The sequence below is a fragment of the Microbulbifer maximicatervae (SeqCode) genome, from assembly GCF_052467225.1.
On the sequence record NZ_CP174303.1, the window covers coordinates 715,135 to 738,222 of the forward strand.

Below are 23,088 nucleotides of genomic sequence, written 5' to 3' on the forward strand. Positions count from 1 at the left end.
GCGCCTGGCACTAAATTGGCGGTACAATTCACAAACCGCTAAAACCTTGCAGGGAAGAAATTTTCGATGAGCCGTCGCACCAGTAATCGCCGCAGTAAAAAAGCCGCAGGCAAACCCGCATGGGTTTGGTTTGTCCTGGGGAATTTTGTCGGTGGCTTTGCGGTGGCCGTACTGTTTCTTCAGGGCATGGACAAGGACAGCCGGGGAATAAGCAGCATTAAGCCAAAGGCGGTGCAGCAGCGAGAGGAAACATCGCCTCAACCGCGTTTTGATTTTTATACAAAATTAAAAGAAAACGAAGTCACGGTACCCCCGCCCAAAGTGGCACAACCGGCGCGCCGCAGTGACTCCACCAACAGTTCCCAGAACAGTAGCTCATCGGAACCCGATCGCAGCACCCCGGCACAGGTATATATCCTGCAGGCGGCATCGTTTCGCGATGCCTCTGAAGCGGAGCGCTTGCGCGTTGAGCTGACCCTGGCCAACCTGGATGTCAAAGTGGAATCGGCCACCGATAGCCGGGGTACCTGGCACCGGGTATTGGTGGGCCCTTACAGCAACCGCTCCCGGATGGCCAAAGCGCGCCAAACATTGGCTGAGCATCGCCTGATGCCGCTGGTGCTAAAACGCCCGGCGACCCAGTGACCATCAATTCCGTTTATTAAGGTGTGTTGCCCCACTCAGTAATTGTGACCTCTCTTATTGAAATCGGCGCGTACCGTCCTCACTTACCTAGTCTGAAGACAATTCCCCGGCGCGGGCACTTCGATGCCCGCTGCCAGAGTACACGCGCAATCCGAGAGGTCTCCATTGGAACAGTATCGCGGAACTACTATTTTATCCTGTCGCCGCAACGGCAAAGTTGTGATTGGCGGCGACGGCCAGGTGTCCATGGGCAACACCGTTATGAAAGGCAATGCGCGCAAGGTGCGTCGCCTGTACAAAGATAAGGTTATTGCCGGTTTTGCCGGTGGTACTGCAGACGCTTTCACCCTGTTCGAACGTTTTGAAGCCAAGCTTGAGGCCCACGGTGGCCAGCTGACCCGCGCCGCTGTGGAGTTGGCCAAAGATTGGCGTACCGACCGCGCCCTGCGCCGCTTGGAGGCCCTGCTGGCGGTTGCCGATTCCACTGCCAGTTTGATTGTGACCGGTAATGGCGACGTGATTCAGCCGGAAGACGACCTGATTGCTATCGGTTCCGGTGGCCCCTTCGCCCAGTCGGCAGCCCGCGCGCTGCTGGACAATACCGATATGGATGCCCGCTCTATTGTGGAGCAGGGACTGAAGATCGCCGGTGATATCTGTGTTTACACCAACCAGAACCACACCATCGAAGAACTGGCTTATTGATTACCGGGTACACCCTAGAGTGACCGGCTGGCGGGCTGTTTAAGCCCCCGCAAGAATTTTTGCAGGAATTTGTATGTCCCAGATGACACCCAGAGAAATTGTCCACGAACTCGACCGCCATATTGTCGGCCAGCAGGAGGCCAAGCGTGCGGTAGCCATTGCGCTGCGCAACCGCTGGCGCCGTATGCAGGTTAGTGAAGACCTGCGCGCCGAGATCACGCCGAAAAATATTTTGATGATTGGCCCTACCGGCGTGGGTAAGACGGAAATTGCCCGCCGCCTGGCTAAACTGGCGAACGCGCCCTTTATCAAGGTAGAGGCGACTAAATTTACCGAAGTGGGCTATGTCGGTCGGGATGTAGAGTCGATTGTCCGCGATCTTGTCGAGATGGCAGTGAAGCAGGAACGCGAGCAGGCCATGGCTGGTGTTGAGCAGCGCGCTATGGACGCAGCAGAAGAGCGCATCCTCGATGCCCTGCTGCCGCCGGCGCGCTCCACCGAGCCCACCGATAAGGATTCCAGCACTCGCCAGCTATTCCGCAAGAAGTTGCGCGAAGGTGATCTCGATGACAAAGAGGTTGAGGTGGATCTGGCCGCTGCGCCTATGGGCGTTGAGATTATGGCCCCTCCCGGTATGGAGGAAATGACTAACCAGCTTCAGGGCATGTTCTCCAATATGTCCCAGGGCAAGACCCGCAAGAGCAAGCTGCCGGTGAAACAGGCCCTCAAGCAGCTTACCGACGAGGAAGCGGCCAAGCTGGTCAATGACGAAGACGTTAAGACCCGTGCGATCCGCGCTGCTGAGCAGAATGGCATCGTATTTATCGATGAAATCGATAAAGTCGCCAAGCGCCAGGAGAGCGGCGGTGCCGATGTTTCCCGCGAAGGGGTACAGCGCGACCTGCTGCCACTGATTGAAGGCAGCACGGTTAACACCAAGTACGGCATGATTAAAACCGATCACATCCTGTTTATTGCCTCCGGCGCCTTCCACCTGTCCAAGCCCTCGGACCTGATTCCCGAGTTGCAGGGTCGCCTGCCCATTCGCGTGGAATTGAATTCGCTGAGCTCCGCAGATTTTGAGCGTATCCTCACCGAGCCGTCCGCTTCCCTTACCGAGCAGCAAAAAGCATTGCTGGCCACTGAGGGGCTGGAACTGCAATTTAGTGAAGACGGTATTCGCCGCATCGCGGAAGTGGCCTTCGAGGTGAATGAGCGCACCGAGAATATCGGTGCACGCCGTCTGCACACGGTATTGGAGCGCTTGCTGGAGGAAATTTCCTTTGATGCGGGCGATGGCAATACTTCGCTGAACATTGATGCCGCCTATGTGGACAGCCATCTGGGCGAGTTGAGCCAGAACGAAGACCTGTCGCGTTTTATTTTGTAAATATAATGAAACCGCAAAAAATCCGATTAAATCGCGCAGAGAAAAGCCTGCATCTGGTATTTGGCGATGCTGAATTTACCTTGCCGGCAGAGTACCTGCGCGTCTACTCCCCCAGCGCCGAAGTGCGTGGCCACGGTGCCAGCGAACCGGTGCTGGTCAGTGGCAAAATGCATGTGGGTATCGATACGGTGGAGGCGGCTGGCCGCTATGCGCTAAAAATCGATTTCGACGATGGCCACGACACCGGTATTTTTACCTGGGAGTATTTGCACGAACTAGCTGAAAACTATTCGTCCAACTGGGAGGCTTACCTACAGCGTCTGCGCGATGCTGGTCAGGGCCGCGACCCGGATGAGAGTGTGGTGAAGTTTATCGGCTAGTGGCAAATTGATCGGTAATGACAACCGCTCCCCAGGGGGCGGTTCCACCCTTCTCTCTCTCAATATCTCCCCACTCTTCTCAATAATTTATTACCGAAATAATTAATTTTTGGTACGTCTTTGCCAAATATTGTCAAGTTTACGTAATTCTTTGATATTCATTGATTTTCAGAGCAAAGATATTAACAACGTAACCGGCGCGTAATTCTTTTGTCACATTTTGGAACTCTAATGCTCGCCAAATTAACGAGTTTCGGAGGCCCCCATGGCAAAAACAATTGTCCGCGCACTGAGCGCCTTTTGTCTGATTCCTCTCGCTTCCGCTGTTTCAGCGGCAACCCTGCCCGACTACCAAACCAATAGTGCCTGGTACACGGAAAGTGCTGACCGATTGGAAGAGCGCGCTTCGCTTTCCCGAGAGGCAAAAACTGCGAAGAATGTAATTCTGTTCGTCGGCGATGGAATGGGCATTTCCACACTAACCGCCGCCCGTATCCTTGAAGGCCAGCTTGTCGGTGAGAGCGGCGAAGAAAATGCGCTCTCTTTTGAAGAGTTTCCGCATACCGCACTGATCAAAACCTACAACACCAATCAGCAGACCCCGGATTCTGCCGGTACCATGACCGCTATGATGACCGGTGTAAAAACCCGCGCCGGTGTAATTAATATCGACGGCGATGCACTGCGAGCTGATTGCGCCAGCACTGAGGGTAAGGAATTAAACACCTTCCTGGAAATGGTGGAGAGCCGTGGCAAGGCCACCGGCATTGTTTCCACTGCGCGCCTGACCCACGCCACGCCCGCAGCCACTTACTCGCGCAGCCCGGAGCGCAACTGGGAGTATTCCGCCGAGGGTGATTGTTCCGATATCGCCTCGCAGATGGTTGAGGTGTCTGCCGGCGACGGTATCGATGTCATGCTCGGCGGTGGCCGCCGCAACTTTGTTACCACCGACAACGACGGTAGGCGTGAAGACGGCCGCGACCTGACCAGTGAATGGCTGGAGCGCTATGACGGCGAGCAGACTGCTGTGTACGTGGAGAGTGGCTCCGAGCTGGAAGGCGTCGATATTGCCTCCACCGATAAGTTATTGGGGCTCTTCACCAGCAGCCACATGAGTTACGATGCGGACCGCATCGCCAAGGACAGCGATGAGCCGAGCATTGCCGAGATGACCGATACCGCCATCGAGCTGTTGGAAAAAGACAGCGATGGCTACTTCCTGATGGTAGAGTCCGGGCGTATCGACCACGGCCACCACGCCGGCAATGCCTACAACGCCTTGCACGATGCCATCGCCTTTGCGGATGCGGTACAGGTTGCTTTGGATAAAGTGGATCTTGAAGATACCTTGATCCTGGTGACCGCCGACCACAGCCATGTGATGACTATCGCCGGCTATCCGACTCGCGGTAACCCGATACTCGGCAAAGTGATTGAGAATGACAGCAGCGGTGCCGCAGAAGCGGAAGAAGGTCTTGCTGCGGACGGTAAACCTTACACCACCCTGAGCTATGCCAATGGCCTGGGTTATGCCGATTTAGGTGAAAATACCGACGCGGATGAGCGCTACGATATCGCCGCCGATACCGGACGCAAAGATCTCTCCGGCGTGGATACCGAAGCGCCGGGCTTCCACCAGGAAGCAATGGTGCACCTGGAGTCTGAGAGCCATGCGGGCGAGGATATCAGCTTGCACGCTATCGGCGCCGGCGCCGAGCGGGTACAAGGTAGCCTGGAGCAGAGTGCAGTCTTCCACGTGATGACTGCTGCGACCGACCTGTCGCTGACAGAAGAATAACTGGGGGTAATTCACCATGAGATATTTTAAGAAAACGGTACTGGCTTTCTCTGTCGCCCTACTGGCCACCGCCTGTAGCGACGACAACTCAAACTCTGACGACGTAGTGGAATTACCCGAAGAGGAGCATGTCGGTGTTTCCTCTGCGCAGAGCAACAGCAGCTGGTTCCAGGAAGCCCAGCAGGCGATCGAAGAAGCGAGCGCTGTAGAAATCAACAACACCCCTGGTGCCGCCAAGAACATTATCCTGTTCGTTGGCGATGGTATGGGTATCTCCACAGTGACCGCCGCCCGTATCCTGGCGGGTCAGCAGCAGGGCCTCGATGGTGAGGAACACCAGCTGAGCTTTGAGCAAATGCCGTTTGCTGGCCTGGTCAAAACCTACAACACCAACCAGCAGACCCCGGATTCTGCCGGCACTATGACCGCACTGGTAACCGGTGTTAAAACCAAGGCCGGTGTATTGAGTGTTGCTGAAAATGTTGCGCGCGGCGATTGTGCCGCCAGCCTCGAGTACCCGCTGACGACGGCTATTGAACTGGCCGAAGACCTGGGCAAGAGCACCGGTATTATCAGCACCGCGCGTATCACCCACGCCACTCCGGCGGCTACTTATGCCAAGGTACCTGAGCGCGGCTGGGAAGAAGCAGCCCCGGATGGCTGCACCGATATCGCCGCTCAACTGATTGAGTTTGAGGCCGGTGATGGTATCGATGTGGTAATGGGCGGTGGCCGTCGCAACTTCCTGCCCAGCGATATTACCGATATCGAAGGTGAAGCGGGGCGCCGTGAAGATGGGCGCAACCTGGTGGATGAGTGGAAGGCCCGTTACGACGACGGTGTAAACAATATTGCCTACGTTGAAGACACCACTGCTTTTGAAGCCGTAGATGCCTCCGCAACCGACAAGCTGTTCGGTCTGTTTAATTCCTCACACATGGAATATGAAGCCGTTCGCGAGGACGATAAAGCCGGTGAGCCCTCCCTGTCAGAGATGACCGCCAAAGGTCTCGAGATGCTGCAGAAAAATGAGGGCGGCTACTTCCTGATGGTGGAATCCGGTCGTATCGACCACGGTCACCACGCCGGCAACGCCTATCGCGCGCTGACCGATGCGGTGGAATTTGCCGAAGCGATTCAGTACGCCATGGATAATACCAGTGCAGAAGATACCCTGATTGTTGTTACTGCGGACCACAGCCACGTGATGACTATCGCCGGCTACCCCACTCGCGGTAACCCGATTCTCGGTAAAGTGATTGGCAATGACGGCCATGGCGAAGCGGAAACCTCTCATGCCCTGGCGGAAGATGGCCTGCCCTACACGACTCTGAGCTATGCCAATGGCCCGGGCTACAGTGCCGGTGATAGCGGAGCGCGTCCGAGCCTGGTGAGCACAGATACTGCTGCCCTGGATTACCAGCAGGATGCCCTGGTTCCCATGAGCAGTGAATCCCACGCGGGTGAGGATGTGGGTGTTTGGGCGCGCGGACCGGGTGCGCACCTGGTGAGCGGCACCAACGAACAAAACTTCCTGTTTCACGTAATGGCGCGCGCTGGCGGATTATTGGAACAGTAATCCCATCAGCTATCGGTGTGGATGGCATGTTCATCCACACCGAAACTTTCCCCGGTCAGATCTTGAATTGAGGCTTGGAGAAAAGCGCCCCACAGAGTGCTTCGGTCTTTTTCATGAGTAGGCTTTGTCGGTGCCGGATAATTTTTAGCACCGTGCCAAACTCACTTTGCAGCTTGTCTCCCTGAGTGATTACCAGCCGTGCCAGCAAATGGAGATCACGCCAGTCACCCAGAACTTCTCCCAACTCCTTTAGTGACTTGCAGCGCTCGCCCACAGTGAGCGGATAACGCTTCCTCAATAAGCGGCTCTGGTACCAGTGATCCTTGGCTCTTTTACGCAATAGATGCAGGCGGTTTGCATTTTTGTGCCTGCGTACTTTACGCCATGCGCTTGCGGCTTTTCGGTAGCCGCGCAGGTAACCGGCTTCCGCATCATGCCAGCCGAGCTGTTCAAGCGGCCATGATGGAATTCTTATTTGACCTTTATCGAGGAGTTTCAATGCCGCTTGAACCGCTGAGTGGTTTTGCTCTGCCTGGATCAGTTCGTCGAGGAGATGGTGTAACCGGTGAAAGTGATGTAGCGGTGCCAATCCCAGTAAAGCGATGCGCAGTGCTGTGAGGTCGCGGGTGTGGGCGAGAGTGTTTGCCAATTTTCTGTAGTGGGTATTTTCACGCTGAAAAGTGCTAATGATTTGTGGGCGGACCAGGCGCAGTAGCGCGCGAATTTTCTTGCAGCGTTTGCGCAGTTCGTGGACAGCAGTTTCCCCTCCGTTGCGGAGCAAGTATCCGTTTGCCGCCGTTACTTCTGCCTGGGCGATAGATTTGATTTGCTCGGGAAAAGGAGAGTCACATTGGAATTGATAGCTCATAGAACAGTCCCGGGTGATCTCACTAAATTTTAGTGGTTACCGCTCTGCTTGATTTCAAGCGGTGCCCCACTGGCCCCGGCAATGTACAATGGCCTTTTAAAGTTTTCGCTCAGCAGGCATAGCATGAAGGATCGCAAGACCACCCACTTCGGCTACCAGGAAGTGCCGGTGGAAGAAAAGGCCGGTCGTGTGGCAGAAGTGTTCCACTCTGTAGCAGCCCGTTACGATGTAATGAACGACTTGATGTCTGGAGGTGTTCACCGCCTCTGGAAGCGCTTCACCATCGAATTATCCGGGGCCCGACGGGGCCAAAGTATTCTCGATATCGCCGGGGGTACCGGTGACCTCACCGCGCGCTTCTCCCGTATTGTGGGTGCCAGCGGCCAGGTAGTATTGGCGGACATCAATGAATCGATGTTGCGAGTGGGTCGCGATCGCCTGCTCGACCGGGGAATCGCCGGCAACGTGGTGCCGGTGCAGGCGGATGCCCAGTACCTGCCCTTCCCGGACAATACCTTTGATTGCATCACGATCGCTTTCGGCCTGCGCAATGTCACGGATAAGGACCTGGCACTGCGCTCTATGTTGCGCGTGTTGAAACCCGGTGGCCGATTGTTAGTGCTGGAGTTTTCCAAGCCCCAGTCGAAGCTGTTGGAGAAAGTCTACGATCAGTACTCTTTCCGCCTGTTGCCATTTATGGGCAAACTGGTTGCCAATGATGCGGACAGCTATCGCTACCTGGCGGAGAGTATCCGTATGCATCCAGATCAGGAAACCCTCAAGGGGATGATGGCGGATGCCGGTTTTGTCGATTGTGAATTCCACAACATGACCGGCGGAATTGTCGCTTTGCACCGGGGCATCAAGCCCTGAAAAACTGCATAAGCCTATTTTTTCTCTGAGCGCAGGCACGAGGCCGTAAACCGCCATGAGCGACCCCACTTTTCGCGCGGGCTTTGATGCCGCGCTGGAAACCACAATTAATGCTGCCCTCCAGTATGACCCGGCGACACGCGAGCGCCTTTCCGCACTGGATGGAAAGACCATGGCGCTGGATTTAACCGCCCCGCAGCTACAGTTTTGCCTGTGTATCGAGGGTGACCAGGTGCGGGTGCGCCAGCACTGGGAGGGGGAAGTTACCACCCAATTGAGCGGCTCAGCGCTGTCTTTTGTACGCCTGATCAAAGACCCGGATGCAACTCCTGCCGGATTGGGGGTGTCAGTGAGCGGCTCCAGTGCCCTGCTGGCAGAACTGCAATGGATCTTGAGTGACTTGGATATCGATTGGGAAGCGCCGCTGGCACAAGTGGTTGGCGATATTCCCGCCCACTCAATTGGCAATGTCCTGCGCGATGCTGCCCGCTGGTTGGGAGGCAACCTGAATCGAGCGCCTGAAGTGGCGGCAGAGGCTATTAGTGAGGAGTGGCAGCTGACCCCGCCCCAGGCCCAGTTCGAAGCATTTGTCGAAGACCTGGCCGAGGCCTCTCTAGCTGCTGAACGGCTCGAGGCGCGCGTACGCTTGCTGGAAGAAAAGTTTTCCCGCAGGGAGGCCGAGTAGTTTTGCCAGTTCGTCGAAGTCTCACAATTGCGCGGGTTTTTCTGCGCTATCGTCTCGATCAATTATTGCCAGCAGAGGAGCGCCCACTGTGGTTGCGGGGATTGCTACTTCCGGTGAAGTTGCTGCCGCAGTCCAAGATGCCACGGGGCGAAAGGCTGCGCCGGGCCTTGGAAGAGCTGGGCCCCATTTTCGTTAAATTCGGCCAACTTCTCTCCACTCGTCCCGACCTGCTACCGCCAGATATTGTAGAGCAATTAGATTATTTACAGGACAAGGTGCCGCCCTTCCCCAGTGACCAGTGCACGGCTCTGATCGAAGAAGCCCTTGGTGCCAAGGTGGATGAGGTCTTCGCCAAATTTGATCAGCAGCCACTGGCAGCGGCTTCAGTTGCACAGGTGCATGCGGCTGAATTAAAGAGCGGCGAATCAGTGGTTGTCAAAGTACTGCGCCCGGGTATTGATGAGGTAATCCAGGAAGACTTGAAGCTCCTGGGGGTGATCGCCCGTGGAATTGAACGCTTTGTGCCCGAAGGGCGCCGCATGCGCCCGGTGGAGGTGGTTGAGGACTATCGGCACACGATTGAAGGTGAATTGGACCTAACTCGTGAAGCGGCCAACGGCACCCAGCTCCGCCGCAACTTTACCAACTCCCCGCTGTTGTATATCCCCGAAGTGCACTGGGATTACACTCGCGAAAATGTCCTGGTGTTGGAGCGTATCGACGGTATCCCCGTCACCGACCTGGCCCAGCTTCGCGCCCAGGACACCAATATGCAGCTGCTGGCTGAGCGCGGTGTTGAGATCTTCTTTAAGCAGGTCTTCGAGTACAACTTTTTCCATGCGGATATGCATCCGGGCAACATTTTCGTTTCCAGGGAGCACCCGCAGCGCCCGCAATATATTGCGATTGATACCGCAATCGTCGGCAGCCTGACACGGGAAGACCAGTACTATTTGGCGCGCAATCTCCTGGCGATGTTCCGCCGTGATTACCGTATGGTGGCGGAGCTGCACGTGCAAAGTGGTTGGGTTCGCTCCGATACGCCGATCAATGCCTTTGAGTCTGCTATTCGCTCGGTCTGTGAGCCCATTTTTGAAAAACCCCTGGGAGAAATTTCTTTCGCTCGGGTGTTGATTAGTCTGTTCCAGACTGCGCGCCGATTCGATATGGCGGTGCAGCCACAGCTGGTACTGTTACAAAAGACCCTGTTGAATATCGAAGGTTTGGGTCGACAGCTTTATCCGCAGCTGGATCTGTGGAAGACTGCTCATCCATTTTTAGAGCGCTGGATGCGCGATCGAATCCACCCCAAAACAATTGTGGGTGAGATAAAGCGCTACGGTCCGGAGTGGCTTGAGAAATTCCCGCAGATGCCACAGCTGGTGTACTCAGCTCTGGAGCAGTCGCGGGAACTGGCGCCCCAGTTAGAGGTAATTGGCGAGCAGTTGGCGGGCTCGCAACGCCGAGGCTTGCGCCAATATATTCGGCGGGTCGCCGGAGTTGTGTTGGGCGTTGGCGCCATCGCTGTCAGTAAGCCGGAATGGCTGGCTCAGTTGCCGCCGACCGGTTGGGTACTGGGCGTTGCTGCACTAGTGCTACTGCTGTGGCCCTAGGGCGCTTCGGCCTACACAGGAACTTCTAAGGATTGTTAGACATTGACTCAAATTCAAGCAAAGGCCGGTTTTCTCGATAAAGTCAGCTGGAACAGTGATGGCCTGGTTCCTGCGATTGCCCAGGATTTCAAAACAGGGCGGGTGTTGATGATGGCCTGGATGAACCGTGAATCGCTGGCGCTCACTGCCAGTGAGGGTTACGCAGTCTACTGGTCCCGATCCCGCAAGGGCCTGTGGCGCAAGGGAGAAACCTCTGGTTTCCTGCAGAAGGTGCGTGAATTGCGTCTGGATTGTGACGGGGACACCGTATTAATGTTGGTCGAGCAGGAAGGTGGAATCGCCTGTCATACCGGACGCAGTAGTTGTTTCTATCACCTCCTTCAAGATGAAGAGTGGCAGGTGAATCAGCCGGTGATTCAGGACCCGAAGTCCATTTATAAGTGAAACAATTATGAAAGATGTGCTGCAACAGCTCGATGCGGTGTTGGAAAGCCGTAAAAATAGCAGTGATGCTTCTGAGTCCTATGTGGCCAGTTTACATAGCAAAGGCCTGAACAAGATTTTGGAAAAAGTCGGTGAAGAAGCCACTGAAGCTATTCTTGCAGCAAAAGATGCACAGAGTAGTGGCGATAATCGAGACCTGGTTGCCGAGACAGCGGACCTATGGTTTCACTCGCTGGTCATGCTATCTCACTTGGGCGCTGATTCTCAGGACGTGGTTCGAGAGCTTGGGCGCCGATTTGGTCTTTCTGGCCTGGAAGAGAAAGCTGCGCGAACTAAGTAAAATTTGAATCACTTGTGGCACCACCCCTGATGGCGGGAGTGCCCGGTAAGAAACTCAAGCCATCCTATTGAATGTAATGGAGACAATTATGGGATTCGGTGGAATTAGTATCTGGCAGTTGTTGATTGTCCTGGTCATAGTCTTACTACTGTTCGGAACCAAGCGTTTGAAAAACCTCGGAGGCGATCTGGGTGGCGCAATTAAGGGTTTCCGCAAAGCGGTTAAGGATGAAGACAAATCCAAGGATGCTGATGAAGACAAAGATGTCGAGCGTCTCAAGCACGATGAGGAAGAGAAGCCAGGCCAAGACAGTACTGTCAAAAATAAAGATAAACAGTCTCAGGACAAATAATCGGCAACGACTAAGGCGAGTGTCACTCTGTGTTTGATATCGGCTTTTTAGAACTATTGGTAGTTGCTGCCGTGGCCCTGTTGGTGGTTGGCCCTGAGCGACTGCCCGATGCGGTGCGTACCACTTCCCGCTGGTGGTCCGGTTTGAAGCGGACCTTACATAGTGCTCGCGAAGAATTGGAGCGAGAGGTTGGAGCCGATGATATACGGCGTGAACTTCACAACGAGCGCATTATGCGTGAGATTGAGGAGAGTCGTCGTGAGATGGAGCAAACCTTTAGCGAAGCCAATAAGGAAGTTCACGACGCGCTTAATCAGCCTGAAAAACCACAAGTTGCAGGGACACCAGTAGAAAAACAGGCAGCTGGAGTCAACCATCCTGAGGCACCAAAACCTGAAAAGGCGATAGAGGAACCTGCTCATCCTCGTGCAGAGCAGGAGGATTATTTGCCAGAACAGGATGAAACTGCCGAGGAGTTACAGGACCCCGAATACCCGGAGCATTGGCATGACTTTGGGGACCCGGACCTAAACCCGGACCATCCTGAAAACATCGATGAAGATGAAGAAGAAAAACAAAGCGAGAAGAAAACATCGCAACAGGAAAAAGACAGCCAGTCATGAGCGATCAGTCCCAAGATAAGCATCAGCCTTTTATCGACCACCTGATCGAACTGCGTGATCGCCTATTGCGAATCCTTTTGGTCGTATTGGTCTTATTTGTCTGCTTGATGCCGTTTGCGTCTGAAATTTATAATTTTATTGCCCACCCACTACAGGAGCGTTTGGCGGGTGATGTTGGAATGATCGCTACAGAGGTGACTTCCACGTTCCTTACTCCGTTCAAAACGACCTTTATAGTTTCTTTTTTTATTGCAATCCCTTTTGTGCTTTACCAAGTTTGGTCATTTATTGCCCCGGGGCTGTATAAAAATGAAAAACGTATTGCTATTCCATTATTAATTAGTAGCGTCGCACTTTTTTATATCGGCATTGCATTTGCGTATTTTGTGGTCTTTCCCCTTCTGTTTGATTTCTTTGTTGGAACTGCTCCAGAAGATATTAAGGTAATGCCAGATATGCGCAGTTATCTGGATCTGGTGCTGAAGCTTTTCTTTGCTTTTGGTTTTGCTTTTGAAATCCCTATCGCGACAGTCCTGCTGATCTGGAGTGGCGTAGTGGATGCCAAGACCCTGGCAAGTAAGCGCCCTTATGTGATTGTGGGATGCTTTTTAATTGGGATGCTACTGACACCGCCGGATATAATTTCCCAATCCTTATTGGCCTTCCCCATGTGGCTATTGTTTGAGATTGGCATTTTATTTGGGCGTTGGATGAAGTCTTCACCCAAAGATAAGCCTGCTACCTGAGATATAAAAAAGTCACCACTGGGTTTTCAGCGGTTAGCTTCACAGGCAGCGCTTGAGGTATTGCAGTTGCGCTCTCGATAGGGTTACTCACCTGAGAGCGCTAGCGATACGGGTACAACGCCGCACTCTCTTCTCAGTAGTATCAACTCCATCTCTTCCATGACAAGAAGCTTGATGACACGGTTATTTCCCAGCTGCAGGGAGGTTGACCACCCTACCGGCTGTAGAATGCCCGCTATTAGATACCAGATCGAAAGATAAACGCTAAACTAGCTTGTGCTTGGTTGCTTACAACAACGATGGAAGCCTAGCTATTTATTGGAACCGGTTGCTTGTGCTGCGATGCGTTCCTGCTCGGCAACAGCTTTTTCAACATTGTTGCGAACCAAGCGAACGAAAAACGCTGCCATCAGGAATATAAAGGCAATAACGGCCAAGCTGAGAAGGCCAGAAAAGCTGGTAAACAGGTCAATTAAAGCATCCATTTTTCTCTCCAAATAGGCTAATGCTTCACCTATGCAGTCTAGGGAGCTGTAATGGAAACCTCTTGACCTAAATCAAGCTGGATCGACTTATTGTAAGAACAACGGGTTGGTCAACGCAGGGTCAGGGCTGCTAGCAGGCAGAGTAAGGACGCGCCACATAAAGAATAAAGATCACTATTTTCTCGCCTGTCAGGCAGAAGCAGCAAAAGCGCCAAAGGTGGCATAAATAGTGCTATCAGCCCCGACAAGGGGTCGCGACTAAAACCAATAAATAGCAGTCGCAACCAGGCAACAGCACCTAAAACCAGGGCAAATACTGCTAAGACGGCTGCCACTGGTGACATGGAATAACCTTTTGCACATGGAATCGTTTGACTGGTGGGTTTCTCTAAGAAAAATACTAATAGGAAAAAGAGTGTATATCAGTATTTCTGATCTTAGGTTTTTAGCGCGCCCCAGAGTTTGGCTGCTCGTATTAGTATTGTTAGGGCTCTACGGGTGCGAGACTGCGGGCTATTACTTCCAGGCTGCAAGCGGTCAATTGCGGATACTCTCTGCCCGGCAGCCGATTGAAGAGCTGGTTCAAGACGGCAATGCCAGTGAGCAACTCCAGAAGCAATTACAGCTCGTTCAGGAAATCCGTGCCTATGCAGCACAGGAGTTAAAACTACCAGTGGGGCAAGCCTATAGTTCCTATGTTCAGCTCGATGATGAGTACCCCATATGGAATGTCTTGGCCGCACCAGAGTTTTCCCTGAGCCCCAAACGATGGTGTTACCCCATAGCCGGTTGCGCTAGCTATAGGGGCTACTTCCGCAAATCAGCGGCTATTGCCAAAGCAAATAGCTTGCGCTACCAGGGTTACGATGTCTACCTGGGAGCCGTTCCGGCCTACAGTACCCTGGGTTGGTTTAACGATCCTGTGTTATCAAGCTTTGTGAATTGGACACCGGAGAGACTAGCCGGACTCTTATTTCATGAGTTGGCCCACAAAAGAGTTTATGTGCCGGGTGATACCCGTTTTAATGAGAGCTTTGCTACAGCAGTTTCCGAAATTGCTTTACCTGATTGGCTTCGTAGCCAAGGTCTCACGAGTTCTGCTGAGGAGACTAAGGCTCAGGCACTGGTGGTACGACAGTTAATGACAGCGACGCGTAAAGAGCTTCAACCAGTTTACCAATCCAACTTGCCGGACGAGGAAAAGCGCCAAGAAAAGGAGGAAATTCTGAGTCGATTGAGGCGTTGCTATTGGCGTATGGCAGCAGAGTGGTCTTACCCCGCGCGCTACCAGGCTTATATAGAGAAAACCAATAATGCTACTTTGGCTTTGGCGGCAGAATATGAATCTTTGGTTCCAGCTTTTCGTCAGCTTTATATTGATAGTAATGGTTGGGAGGATTTTTATAATGCAGCTGAAAGATTGGGTGAACTCGATAAGGAAGATAGAGAGCAGAGCTTATTGAGATTGGCTGCCAAGTACAGGAGAGAGAATACTAAATCAGGCAATGTCATTAATTTTGACGTTCAGGCCTGCATGCATAACGCTAATTTTCAGGGTTCGAAGTCGCTTAACAAAAACAGGTAGCCCACAATTCATTAAGTATTGAGTAGTTATCAAATACTTTATTTTCTGCATAGTCATTATAGTCAGCATATTTTGGCAGGTAATTCTCCATAAATAGATTTTTTTTATCAAAAAAATTATAGTTGCCAGCTTTGTTAAGTAATGTAAAGGCACTGCGCAGAATGTATAGATATGGATTATCAACGCTTTTGGGGGCTTGTATCGTAAGTTTGTTAACTGGATGCAGTGGAGGAAGTGGAGGAAGTGACAATGATGGCGCTTCCGTACCACCAGAGCCAGATAGGGTTTCTCTCTTTATCCAAGGGAAACTAGTTGATGGGCCCAAGGAAAATGCCAATATAGAGGTGTTTATTGGCGACGCCCTAGTTTTCACAGATTCAAGTGATGATGGCAGCTATTTAGCTGAAATAGAATTAGATGACCCCGAGTCTGAAGAGTTAGTAAAAGTTTTTGCTACCTCTCAAGATAATAATAAAGTTAAATTTGCCAGCGTGCTGGGTCCTGTCAGCTCTTTGCTTGAATACGCTGGAGACGATGGAGTTCTTGATTCATCAGAAAATCACTCCGTAAATATTAGCAGCGTATCTACGGCTATTGCTGCCATATTCGAAGTGGAAGCTAATAAATCTATTGAGTCTTCGGAGGAATGGCATAGCTCCCTTAAATTAGTGGATGCAGATAGGGCTTTCTCTGTTGCTACAGCAATAAAGCTTTTTATCGATTATGCGGATAGAGGGATTTCTATCCCCACAGAAGTGGAAGATACCTACCAGTTTGCATCAGATTTTAAATTGTCTTCTGAATATGTTTATTTGCTAGAAGTAACAATGAATGAATTATATCGGGAGGCGCAGGGGGAGTTGGCGCAAACCGATGGCCTTTTAAGTTTGTCGAGTGGTACTCAGACGTCTATAGCGGATATATATGATTTAGGTTGGGGGAAGATAAAATTAAACGAAGATGGAACTGGTGAATATCTAAGTGATGGTGTGGCCGTTGAATTGTCCTGGCAAGAAAACTCCGAAGGGATTTTTCTGGAGGTTGATAGTACTTTTACAGTATCAGATTCAACTTCTATTGACGGAGATTATGTCTATTTTGAAAGAAATAGAGAGCTGAAGAAGTTATTCTGGGCGTATGATTCAGAATCTCAGGGAATGTTAGTGTTTGAGGTTAGTGATAGTCTTCACTACCCAAGAGGACAGCTACCTGACAGTGTTGAGAAGGGTTACTGGGCTGTTTCAGCCGTTCGCTCAAAAGGGCTTGTGAATCCCCGGGATGCGTTAGTTTTGGGAGAGGTTTATAGCATGCCGATGCCTAGTAGTGCTGGAGAGGTGGTTGGCGCTACTGAGGATTACTATCCCGATTTCACTACGAATACTATGGAGATGAGCTTTTCTGGCGACTTTGATGAAGGCGGAGTGGTCAGCGTGAAAGACCCCTCTACTTCACTTGACGGCAAAGCACTCGAAACAGATATTACTGCTACATGGATGCTGAATAATTCCAGCCAATTGATTGTAAATTTACCAGATAACTCTCAACTGACTTATTCGCTATTGAATGTTGTTGCTGATGGTGTTTTTGAAACTTCTGTTTCTGAGAGGTTAGATGATGGAAGTTATTCTTTTTGGCACTCTAATATTTTATTAAAAGGTAATGAAAGCTGGTCTGAGCAGGATATTGCTGGAATTTATACGTATCAGCCGACTTTTGCTGATCCGTTGTACAGTTATTCTTTTGACTTATCCGTTGATGGTTCTTTAGTTATCGTTAATAGCTTTGATAGTAATAAAAATAATGAAATTGAAGAGAGCGAATACTATGAATCACCTGGTCGATGGCAGGTGGAGGATAATGGCAGTTTGTTTATAAGAAGGTATGAGTCTGAAGGTGGTGGCTACTGCTTGCCGAACTCCTGGGAGCCCTCTGATGACGAAGGTTGTGAGATGTTTCGTGAAAGAGAGTGGGAGTTGCATCAATTTGTCGAACCCAATAATTACTGGTTTCGTCATCATCGAAATATTTTTAGGGATGCTGATGAGTTAAGTTTGCCGGTGGGTACAGATATTGGAGGTTATATTCTGAATTACGGCAATATATATAATACACACCTGCAGAAGGTTGATGAGAGGCCGGTTGTAATGCCTGAGTGATTATTAAATTTGGTCACAGTGGTGGGTAGGGGAAATGGCAGCCTTTTAGGTTGCCATTTTTGTTTGGACAAATATCCGTATGTAAATAATCGGATGGTAGCTGCTTAGGCTACCATCTCTGTTATCAATGCTTTTATATTTAAAATAGTAAAGCTAAGCTATTGTTACCTCAGAGGTTGCCTAGCAGCAGAGTCGCCTAGCCACATCCAGCATCCGATTGGCAAATCCCCATTCATTATCAAACCAAATCAAAATCTTGGCTAAGCGATTCCCCGCTACACGAGTTTGGCCTGCATCAATAATCCCCGAACGCGGGTCGTGATTAAAATCACAGGATGCGAGGGGTTCTTGGGTGAAGCCAAGTACACCATTAAACTCAGACTCAGAAGCTGATTTTAATAAAGCATTAATATCTTCCCGACTTACTTCTCTTTGTAGTGAGACTGATAAATCGATAGCAGAAACATTGACTGTGGGAACGCGCAGGGCCTGGGCTTCAAATTTACCTGCCAGATTGGGTAGTATTCTCTCAATACCGCGTGCCAAAGCCGTATCAACTGGGATAACAGAGGTTATCGCTGAACGCGTTTTTCTCAAATCAGTATGGTGATAGGCATCACTTACCGGTTGATCGTTCATCGCAGAGTGAATAGTGGTAATGACCCCGGCCTCAATGCCGAAGGCTTTATCCAGGGCGGCGATAACTGGAACACTGCAATTAGTCGTGCAGGAGGCTGCCGAAATTACCCGTTCCTTGTCCGTCAAAATATGGTCGTTCACCCCGTAAACAATCGTGGCATCGACATCCCGGCTGGCGGGTTGGGAAAACAATACTTTCTTGGCTCCTGCGGCAAGGTGCAACTCCGCGCCTTGTCGCTGCTTAAAGCTGCCGGTGCATTCCAGTACGATATCTACTTGATCCCGTCGCCAATCCAGATCTTCTAAGCGCTCGCAATGAGTTACGGCAATAGAATCTCCGTTAACCACGAGGACATCTTTATGCACGGAAACTTCGCCTGAGAAGCGGCCGTGGACAGAATCGTATTTTGTCAGGTGTGCAATGGTGTCGCAGTCAGCCAGTTCATTGATGGCGACTATTTGTAAGTTATCGCGGGCGCCAGACTCATAGAGTGCGCGTAAAACGGAGCGGCCGATACGGCCGTAGCCATTGATGGCAATTCTAGTGGTCATAGCACAACTTTAGGCAGGAGAAAAAATGTCAGCTCAGCGCCCCCGTGCGGCGCTGAGCCAGTGCCGCACGGGGTTGATACCTAAATGATATTCAGTGGAGAGAACAGTATTACTTCAGCAGTTTTTCTACCGCTTCAGTCACATTGTCCACAGTGAAACCAAAGTAGCGCATCAAGTCGCCGGCAGGGGCAGATTCGCCAAAGGTTTCCATACCGATAATAGCGCCATCGAAACCGACAAACTTATACCAGTAGTCTTTGTGGCTCGCTTCTACCGCTACTCGTGCACGTACAGAAGAAGGCAGTACGGACTCACGATAAGCCTCTTCCTGCTCCATAAACAACTCGGCACAGGGCATGGAAACAACGCGAACTTTCTTGCCAACCAGTTTTTCCTGGGCAGCCATCGCCAGCTCTACCTCGGAGCCAGTGGCAATAATAATGGCCTCAGGAGTACCTTCGCAGTCGGACAGTACGTACCCACCGCGCTCAATCTGAGCCAGCTGTGCGCTGTCGCGATCTTGAGGAGCCAGGCCCTGACGGCTAAAGACCATGGTGCTGGGGCCTTCTTTGCGCGCGATAGCCATCTTCCAGCTCACTGCGGATTCAGTGGCATCACAGGGGCGCCAAGTGTGCAGGTTCGGAGTGGCGCGCAAGGCGCTGAGCTGTTCTACCGGCTGGTGAGTCGGGCCGTCTTCGCCGAGGCCAATAGAGTCGTGGGTGTAGACAAAGACCACACGCTGCTTCATCAGTGCGGCCATGCGCACAGCGTTGCGGGCGTATTCCATAAACATCAAGAAGGTAGCGCCGTAGGGCACGAAACCACCGTGCAGAGCGATACCATTCATAATGGCGCTCATACCGAATTCGCGCACACCGTAATAGATGTAGTTGCCGGAGGCATCCTCGGCGCTGACACCTTTGGAGCCTGACCAGATAGTGAGGTTGGAGCCAGCCAGGTCGGCGGAGCCGCCGAGGAATTCGGGCAGCAGCGGGCCGTAAGCGTTCAGAGCGTTTTGGCTGGCTTTACGGGAGGCGATCTTCTCTGCATTTTCCTGGCAGGCTTTGATGTACTCATCTGCTTTGCTGAGGAAATCTGCGGGCAATTCACCGCTCATGCGGCGCTCAAATTCGGCTGCCAGCTCCGGGAATTCTTCGCGGTAATCAGCGAGGATATCTTTCCACTCGTCTTCCTGGGCTTCACCTTTGGCTTTGGCATCCCAGCCAGCGTAGATATCTTCGGGGATTTCAAATGGGCTGTGGGCCCAACCGAGGGTTTCGCGAACCAGGGCAATCTCTTCGTCACCCAGCGGTGCACCGTGACACTCTTCGCGCCCCTGTTTGTTCGGGGAGCCGAAGCCGATCACGGTTTTGCAGCAAATAATGGTGGGCTTATCGGTAACAGAGCGAGCTTCTTCAATAGCGGCTTTGATAGCGGCGGAATCGTGGCCATCCACATTGGGGATTACGTGCCAGCCGTAGGATTCAAAGCGCTTGGGCGTGTCGTCGGTGAACCAGCCTTCCACTTCACCATCGATGGAGATGCCGTTGTCGTCATAGAAGGCGACCAGCTTGCCCAGGCCCAGAGTGCCGGCCAGGGAGCAGGCTTCGTGGGAGATGCCTTCCATCAGGCAGCCATCGCCGAGGAATACATAGGTGTGATGGTCTACCAGCTCGTAGCCGGGGCGATTGAACTGGGCACCCATGATCTTTTCTGCCATTGCCATACCAACAGCGTTGGTGATGCCTTGGCCCAGTGGGCCGGTGGTGGTTTCTACACCAGGGGCATAACCGTATTCGGGGTGGCCCGGAGTTTTGGAATGCAGTTGGCGGAAGTTCTGCAGCTCTTCAATCGGCAGGTCATAGCCGGACAGGTGCAGCAGGGAATAAAGCAGCATGGAGCCGTGACCATTGGACAGTACAAAGCGGTCGCGATCGGCCCAGCTGGGGTTGGCCGGGTTGTGCTTTAAGTAGTCATTCCACAGCACCTCGGCGATATCCGCCATACCCATGGGCGCACCGGGGTGGCCGCTTTTGGCTTTTTGGACCGCGTCCATGGACAGGGCGCGAATGGCGTTGGCCTTTTCAGCGCGAGAGGGAGTAGAAGACATAAGAAGAGCTCTCTGGTTTCTTAGCTAGGGTGCGGCGCTGCTCTGCCGGCAGATTCCCGCAACAACAAAATGGTGGCGTATTTTCCCGTAAAGGGCGGCCCCGCGCAAAGCTTTGGTTGGGGATTTGTTGTTGAGTGCAGCAACAAACTTCTAATTCTATGCATTAGGCGGCGCCATTAACATCTATATCAAAAATATTTAATAAAGCTATATCAAAACATTTTGATATAGGTGTGCTCCCCTGCTAGACTTCGCCCCATGTCTGAAAATGAGCCAGCACCCGAACTGAGTCCAGCCGAGGCAATTCCTCAGCTGGCCTTGACCCTGAAAGCCGCCGGAGATCCCCTGCGGCTCGAAATATTGCGCCTGCTTAGCCAGGATTCTTACAGTGTTTTAGAGCTGTGCCGAATCTTTGATTTGCGCCAACCGGCCCTGAGTCATCACTTGAAAGTGCTCGCCCAGGCAGGTCTGGTAAACAAGCACCGCGAAGGTAATAACCTTTTCTACCGGCGCACTGCAGCTACTCCATTGCTGGCACAGCTATTTACAAACCTGGATCATTTGCCTCTGGCCGATGTGCGGGTGCAGGCGGTATCCCGGATTTCTGAGGAGAGAGCGGAAGCATCGCGACGTTTCTTTGCCGATTACGGCAACCGCTTTCGCGAGCAGCAGGAATTGATTGCCAGCTATGACGTATACGGACCACAGGTGGCTCAGCTGCTCAAACCTGGTCGCCATGCCTTGGAAGTTGGGCCTGGAGAAGGTGAATTTCTACAGGAGTTGGCTCAGCGTTTCGCGACAGTGACAGCACTGGATCTGTCTTCTGCAATGTTGGAGCGGGCTCAATCTTTTGCCGATGAACAGGGTATTAAAAATATCGAGTTTGTCTGTAGCGATACTCGCGTTGCTGCGGCACGGCCGGCCAGTGCCGATACCATCGTGGTGAACATGGTGCTGCACCACACTCCTGACCCGGCACAAATTTTTCACGATTTGCACGGCGCCCTAAAAAAGGGCGGGCAGCTTTTAATTGCAGAATTGCAAGAACACAGCCAGGACTGGGCCAGAGAGGCCTGCGGAGATTTATGGTTGGGTTTTGCTCCAGAGCAGTTGAGTGACTGGGCCGCGACTGCCGGCTTACAAGATGGGCGCAGTATTTACAGTGCCCTGCGCAACGGCTTTCAGATCCAGATAAGAGAGTTTATTAAGCCCTGACGGGGGTTTGTCAGGCACAGCCTGAAGTTAAAAGATATTCAACCGCTGCGGCGGGACAATGGAGACCTCAAAATGAGTGAATACAGACTGTTTACCTCAGAATCCGTATCTGAGGGGCACCCGGATAAAATTGCCGACCAGATTTCCGATGCTGTATTGGATGCTCTACTGGCCCGTGACAAGCAGGCGCGGGTTGCCTGTGAAACCCTGGTGAAAACCGGTATTGCTGTTATTGCCGGTGAGATTTCCACCTCTGCCTGGGTGGACTTGGAAGAGCTGGTGCGTAAAGTTATCACCGATATCGGCTACACCTCCTCTGACGTGGGTTATGACGGTGAGACCTGTGGCGTTATCAATGTGATCGGTAAACAATCTGTGGATATCGCACAGGGTGTAGACCGCGCTAAGCCGGAAGATCAGGGCGCCGGGGACCAGGGTTTAATGTTTGGTTATGCGACCAATGAAACCCCCACTTTTATGCCTGCACCGATCTACTATTCCCACCGTCTGGTTGAGCGCCAGGCTGAAGTGCGTAAATCCGGTCTGCTCCCTTGGTTGCGTCCCGATGCAAAAAGCCAGCTGACCTTCCGTTACGACGAACAGGGTCGCCCCTGTGCGATCGATGCGGTTGTTCTTTCAACTCAGCACAACCCGGATGTCAGCCAAAAAGATCTGCGCGATGCAGTGATGGAGTTGATTGTTCACAACACCTTGCCGCTGGAATGGCTGCATAAAGACACCAAGTTCCATATCAATCCGACGGGCAACTTTGTTATTGGTGGGCCAGTTGGAGACTGCGGTCTAACCGGGCGCAAAATCATTGTTGACACTTACGGTGGCTCTGCTCGCCATGGCGGCGGTGCATTTTCCGGTAAGGACCCCTCTAAGGTTGACCGCTCTGCCGCTTACGCGGGTCGTTATGTGGCCAAGAACATTGTCGCGGCAGGCTTGGCCAAGCGCTGTGAGATTCAGGTTTCCTACGCCATCGGTGTCGCCGAGCCGACTTCCGTAGCAATTAATACTTTTGGAACCGGTTTGATACCAGAGGATAAGCTGGTAGAGCTGGTGCGCGAAAACTTTGACCTGCGCCCTTACGCCATCTCCAAATCCCTCGACCTGCTGCACCCGATGTATCAGTTGACCGCAGCTTATGGTCACTTTGGTCGCGATCCGTTTACCCACACTTACAATTGGATCGACAGCAATGGCCAGGAACGCAGTGAGAGCTTTACTGCTTTCCCATGGGAAAAAACCGACAAGGCGGATGCGCTTCGCTCCCAAGCCGGCCTCTAAGTTTTAGAA

At 52.2% G+C, this 23,088-nt stretch carries 23 protein-coding genes; 18 read left to right on the forward strand and 5 right to left on the reverse strand.

Annotated elements, in window-relative coordinates:
* Nucleotides 1-66 precede the first annotated feature (66 nt).
* The 6 genes from ACJJIZ_RS03080 (at nucleotide 67) to ACJJIZ_RS03105 (ending at nucleotide 6,500) form a co-directional block, all read left to right on the forward strand.
* Nucleotides 67-645 (forward strand): SPOR domain-containing protein, encoded by a 579-nt coding sequence (locus ACJJIZ_RS03080; protein ID WP_413663797.1) that lies wholly within the window; start codon nucleotides 67-69, stop codon nucleotides 643-645.
* Nucleotides 646-810: 165 nt separating this feature from the next.
* A complete protein-coding gene (hslV, locus tag ACJJIZ_RS03085) occupies nucleotides 811-1,350 on the forward strand; it encodes an ATP-dependent protease subunit HslV (RefSeq protein WP_108734993.1) in 540 nt (179 codons plus the stop codon).
* Between the two features lie 73 nt (nucleotides 1,351-1,423).
* On the forward strand, nucleotides 1,424-2,740 hold the full coding sequence (hslU, locus tag ACJJIZ_RS03090; protein ID WP_282930670.1) for an ATP-dependent protease ATPase subunit HslU: 1,317 nt from the start codon (nucleotides 1,424-1,426) through the stop codon (nucleotides 2,738-2,740).
* A 5-nt stretch (nucleotides 2,741-2,745) separates the two neighbouring features.
* Complete coding sequence (locus tag ACJJIZ_RS03095; RefSeq protein ID WP_413663796.1) at nucleotides 2,746-3,120, forward strand: gamma-butyrobetaine hydroxylase family protein; 375 nt, start codon at nucleotides 2,746-2,748, stop codon at nucleotides 3,118-3,120.
* A gap of 265 nt (nucleotides 3,121-3,385) precedes the next feature.
* Nucleotides 3,386-4,921, forward strand: a complete 1,536-nt coding sequence (locus tag ACJJIZ_RS03100) for an alkaline phosphatase (RefSeq protein WP_444915178.1) — start codon at nucleotides 3,386-3,388, stop codon at nucleotides 4,919-4,921.
* A 16-nt stretch (nucleotides 4,922-4,937) separates the two neighbouring features.
* Nucleotides 4,938-6,500 (forward strand): alkaline phosphatase, encoded by a 1,563-nt coding sequence (locus ACJJIZ_RS03105; protein ID WP_444915179.1) that lies wholly within the window; start codon nucleotides 4,938-4,940, stop codon nucleotides 6,498-6,500.
* A gap of 55 nt (nucleotides 6,501-6,555) precedes the next feature.
* Here ACJJIZ_RS03105 and ACJJIZ_RS03110 read toward each other — a convergent pair whose 3' ends face one another.
* Nucleotides 6,556-7,368, reverse strand: coding sequence for a CHAD domain-containing protein (locus tag ACJJIZ_RS03110; protein ID WP_444915180.1), 813 nt, complete (start codon nucleotides 7,366-7,368; stop codon nucleotides 6,556-6,558).
* A 123-nt stretch (nucleotides 7,369-7,491) separates the two neighbouring features.
* Between ACJJIZ_RS03110 and ubiE the strand changes: the two genes are divergently transcribed.
* The 8 genes from ubiE (at nucleotide 7,492) to tatC (ending at nucleotide 13,044) form a co-directional block, all read left to right on the forward strand.
* Nucleotides 7,492-8,241 carry a bifunctional demethylmenaquinone methyltransferase/2-methoxy-6-polyprenyl-1,4-benzoquinol methylase UbiE gene (gene ubiE / locus ACJJIZ_RS03115; RefSeq protein ID WP_108734987.1) on the forward strand — a complete coding sequence of 250 codons (750 nt, stop codon included), beginning with the start codon at nucleotides 7,492-7,494 and terminating at the stop codon, nucleotides 8,239-8,241.
* A 55-nt stretch (nucleotides 8,242-8,296) separates the two neighbouring features.
* Nucleotides 8,297-8,926, forward strand: coding sequence for a ubiquinone biosynthesis accessory factor UbiJ (locus ACJJIZ_RS03120; protein ID WP_413663791.1), 630 nt, complete (start codon nucleotides 8,297-8,299; stop codon nucleotides 8,924-8,926).
* 2 nt (nucleotides 8,927-8,928) lie between these two features.
* Entirely contained in the window at nucleotides 8,929-10,539 is a 1,611-nt protein-coding gene (gene ubiB / locus ACJJIZ_RS03125; RefSeq protein WP_444906877.1) for a ubiquinone biosynthesis regulatory protein kinase UbiB, read from the forward strand.
* 51 nt (nucleotides 10,540-10,590) lie between these two features.
* Nucleotides 10,591-10,983, forward strand: coding sequence for a phosphoribosyl-AMP cyclohydrolase (hisI, locus tag ACJJIZ_RS03130; RefSeq protein WP_282934621.1), 393 nt, complete (start codon nucleotides 10,591-10,593; stop codon nucleotides 10,981-10,983).
* A 7-nt stretch (nucleotides 10,984-10,990) separates the two neighbouring features.
* Nucleotides 10,991-11,323, forward strand: coding sequence for a phosphoribosyl-ATP diphosphatase (locus ACJJIZ_RS03135; protein ID WP_282930677.1), 333 nt, complete (start codon nucleotides 10,991-10,993; stop codon nucleotides 11,321-11,323).
* A gap of 88 nt (nucleotides 11,324-11,411) precedes the next feature.
* Nucleotides 11,412-11,675, forward strand: a complete 264-nt coding sequence (gene tatA, locus ACJJIZ_RS03140; protein WP_444892350.1) for a Sec-independent protein translocase subunit TatA — start codon at nucleotides 11,412-11,414, stop codon at nucleotides 11,673-11,675.
* A 29-nt stretch (nucleotides 11,676-11,704) separates the two neighbouring features.
* A complete protein-coding gene (gene tatB / locus ACJJIZ_RS03145) occupies nucleotides 11,705-12,298 on the forward strand; it encodes a Sec-independent protein translocase protein TatB (protein WP_444915181.1) in 594 nt (197 codons plus the stop codon).
* A complete protein-coding gene (tatC, locus tag ACJJIZ_RS03150) occupies nucleotides 12,295-13,044 on the forward strand; it encodes a twin-arginine translocase subunit TatC (RefSeq protein WP_413663789.1) in 750 nt (249 codons plus the stop codon). The genes tatB and tatC overlap by 4 nt, the downstream gene beginning before the upstream one ends.
* Before the next feature lie 311 nt (nucleotides 13,045-13,355).
* Here tatC and ACJJIZ_RS03155 read toward each other — a convergent pair whose 3' ends face one another.
* On the reverse strand, nucleotides 13,356-13,529 hold the full coding sequence (locus ACJJIZ_RS03155; protein WP_282930681.1) for a DUF3149 domain-containing protein: 174 nt from the start codon (nucleotides 13,527-13,529) through the stop codon (nucleotides 13,356-13,358).
* A gap of 110 nt (nucleotides 13,530-13,639) precedes the next feature.
* Nucleotides 13,640-13,873, reverse strand: a complete 234-nt coding sequence (locus ACJJIZ_RS03160) for a hypothetical protein (RefSeq protein WP_444915182.1) — start codon at nucleotides 13,871-13,873, stop codon at nucleotides 13,640-13,642.
* A gap of 71 nt (nucleotides 13,874-13,944) precedes the next feature.
* On the opposite strand from ACJJIZ_RS03160, the gene ACJJIZ_RS03165 reads away from it, so the two are divergent.
* Nucleotides 13,945-15,114, forward strand: a complete 1,170-nt coding sequence (locus ACJJIZ_RS03165) for an aminopeptidase (RefSeq protein WP_444915183.1) — start codon at nucleotides 13,945-13,947, stop codon at nucleotides 15,112-15,114.
* A gap of 161 nt (nucleotides 15,115-15,275) precedes the next feature.
* Nucleotides 15,276-17,270, forward strand: coding sequence for a hypothetical protein (locus ACJJIZ_RS03170; RefSeq protein ID WP_444915184.1), 1,995 nt, complete (start codon nucleotides 15,276-15,278; stop codon nucleotides 17,268-17,270).
* A 180-nt stretch (nucleotides 17,271-17,450) separates the two neighbouring features.
* Here ACJJIZ_RS03170 and gap read toward each other — a convergent pair whose 3' ends face one another.
* Both gap and tkt read right to left on the reverse strand, forming a co-directional pair.
* Nucleotides 17,451-18,461, reverse strand: coding sequence for a type I glyceraldehyde-3-phosphate dehydrogenase (gap, locus tag ACJJIZ_RS03175; protein WP_444915185.1), 1,011 nt, complete (start codon nucleotides 18,459-18,461; stop codon nucleotides 17,451-17,453).
* A gap of 109 nt (nucleotides 18,462-18,570) precedes the next feature.
* Nucleotides 18,571-20,571 (reverse strand): transketolase, encoded by a 2,001-nt coding sequence (tkt, locus tag ACJJIZ_RS03180; RefSeq protein ID WP_444906883.1) that lies wholly within the window; start codon nucleotides 20,569-20,571, stop codon nucleotides 18,571-18,573.
* Nucleotides 20,572-20,829: 258 nt separating this feature from the next.
* Between tkt and ACJJIZ_RS03185 the strand changes: the two genes are divergently transcribed.
* Nucleotides 20,830-21,786, forward strand: coding sequence for a metalloregulator ArsR/SmtB family transcription factor (locus ACJJIZ_RS03185; protein ID WP_444915186.1), 957 nt, complete (start codon nucleotides 20,830-20,832; stop codon nucleotides 21,784-21,786).
* A gap of 72 nt (nucleotides 21,787-21,858) precedes the next feature.
* Nucleotides 21,859-23,079, forward strand: a complete 1,221-nt coding sequence (gene metK, locus ACJJIZ_RS03190; protein WP_444915187.1) for a methionine adenosyltransferase — start codon at nucleotides 21,859-21,861, stop codon at nucleotides 23,077-23,079.
* The last annotated feature ends 9 nt before the right edge of the window (nucleotides 23,080-23,088 follow it).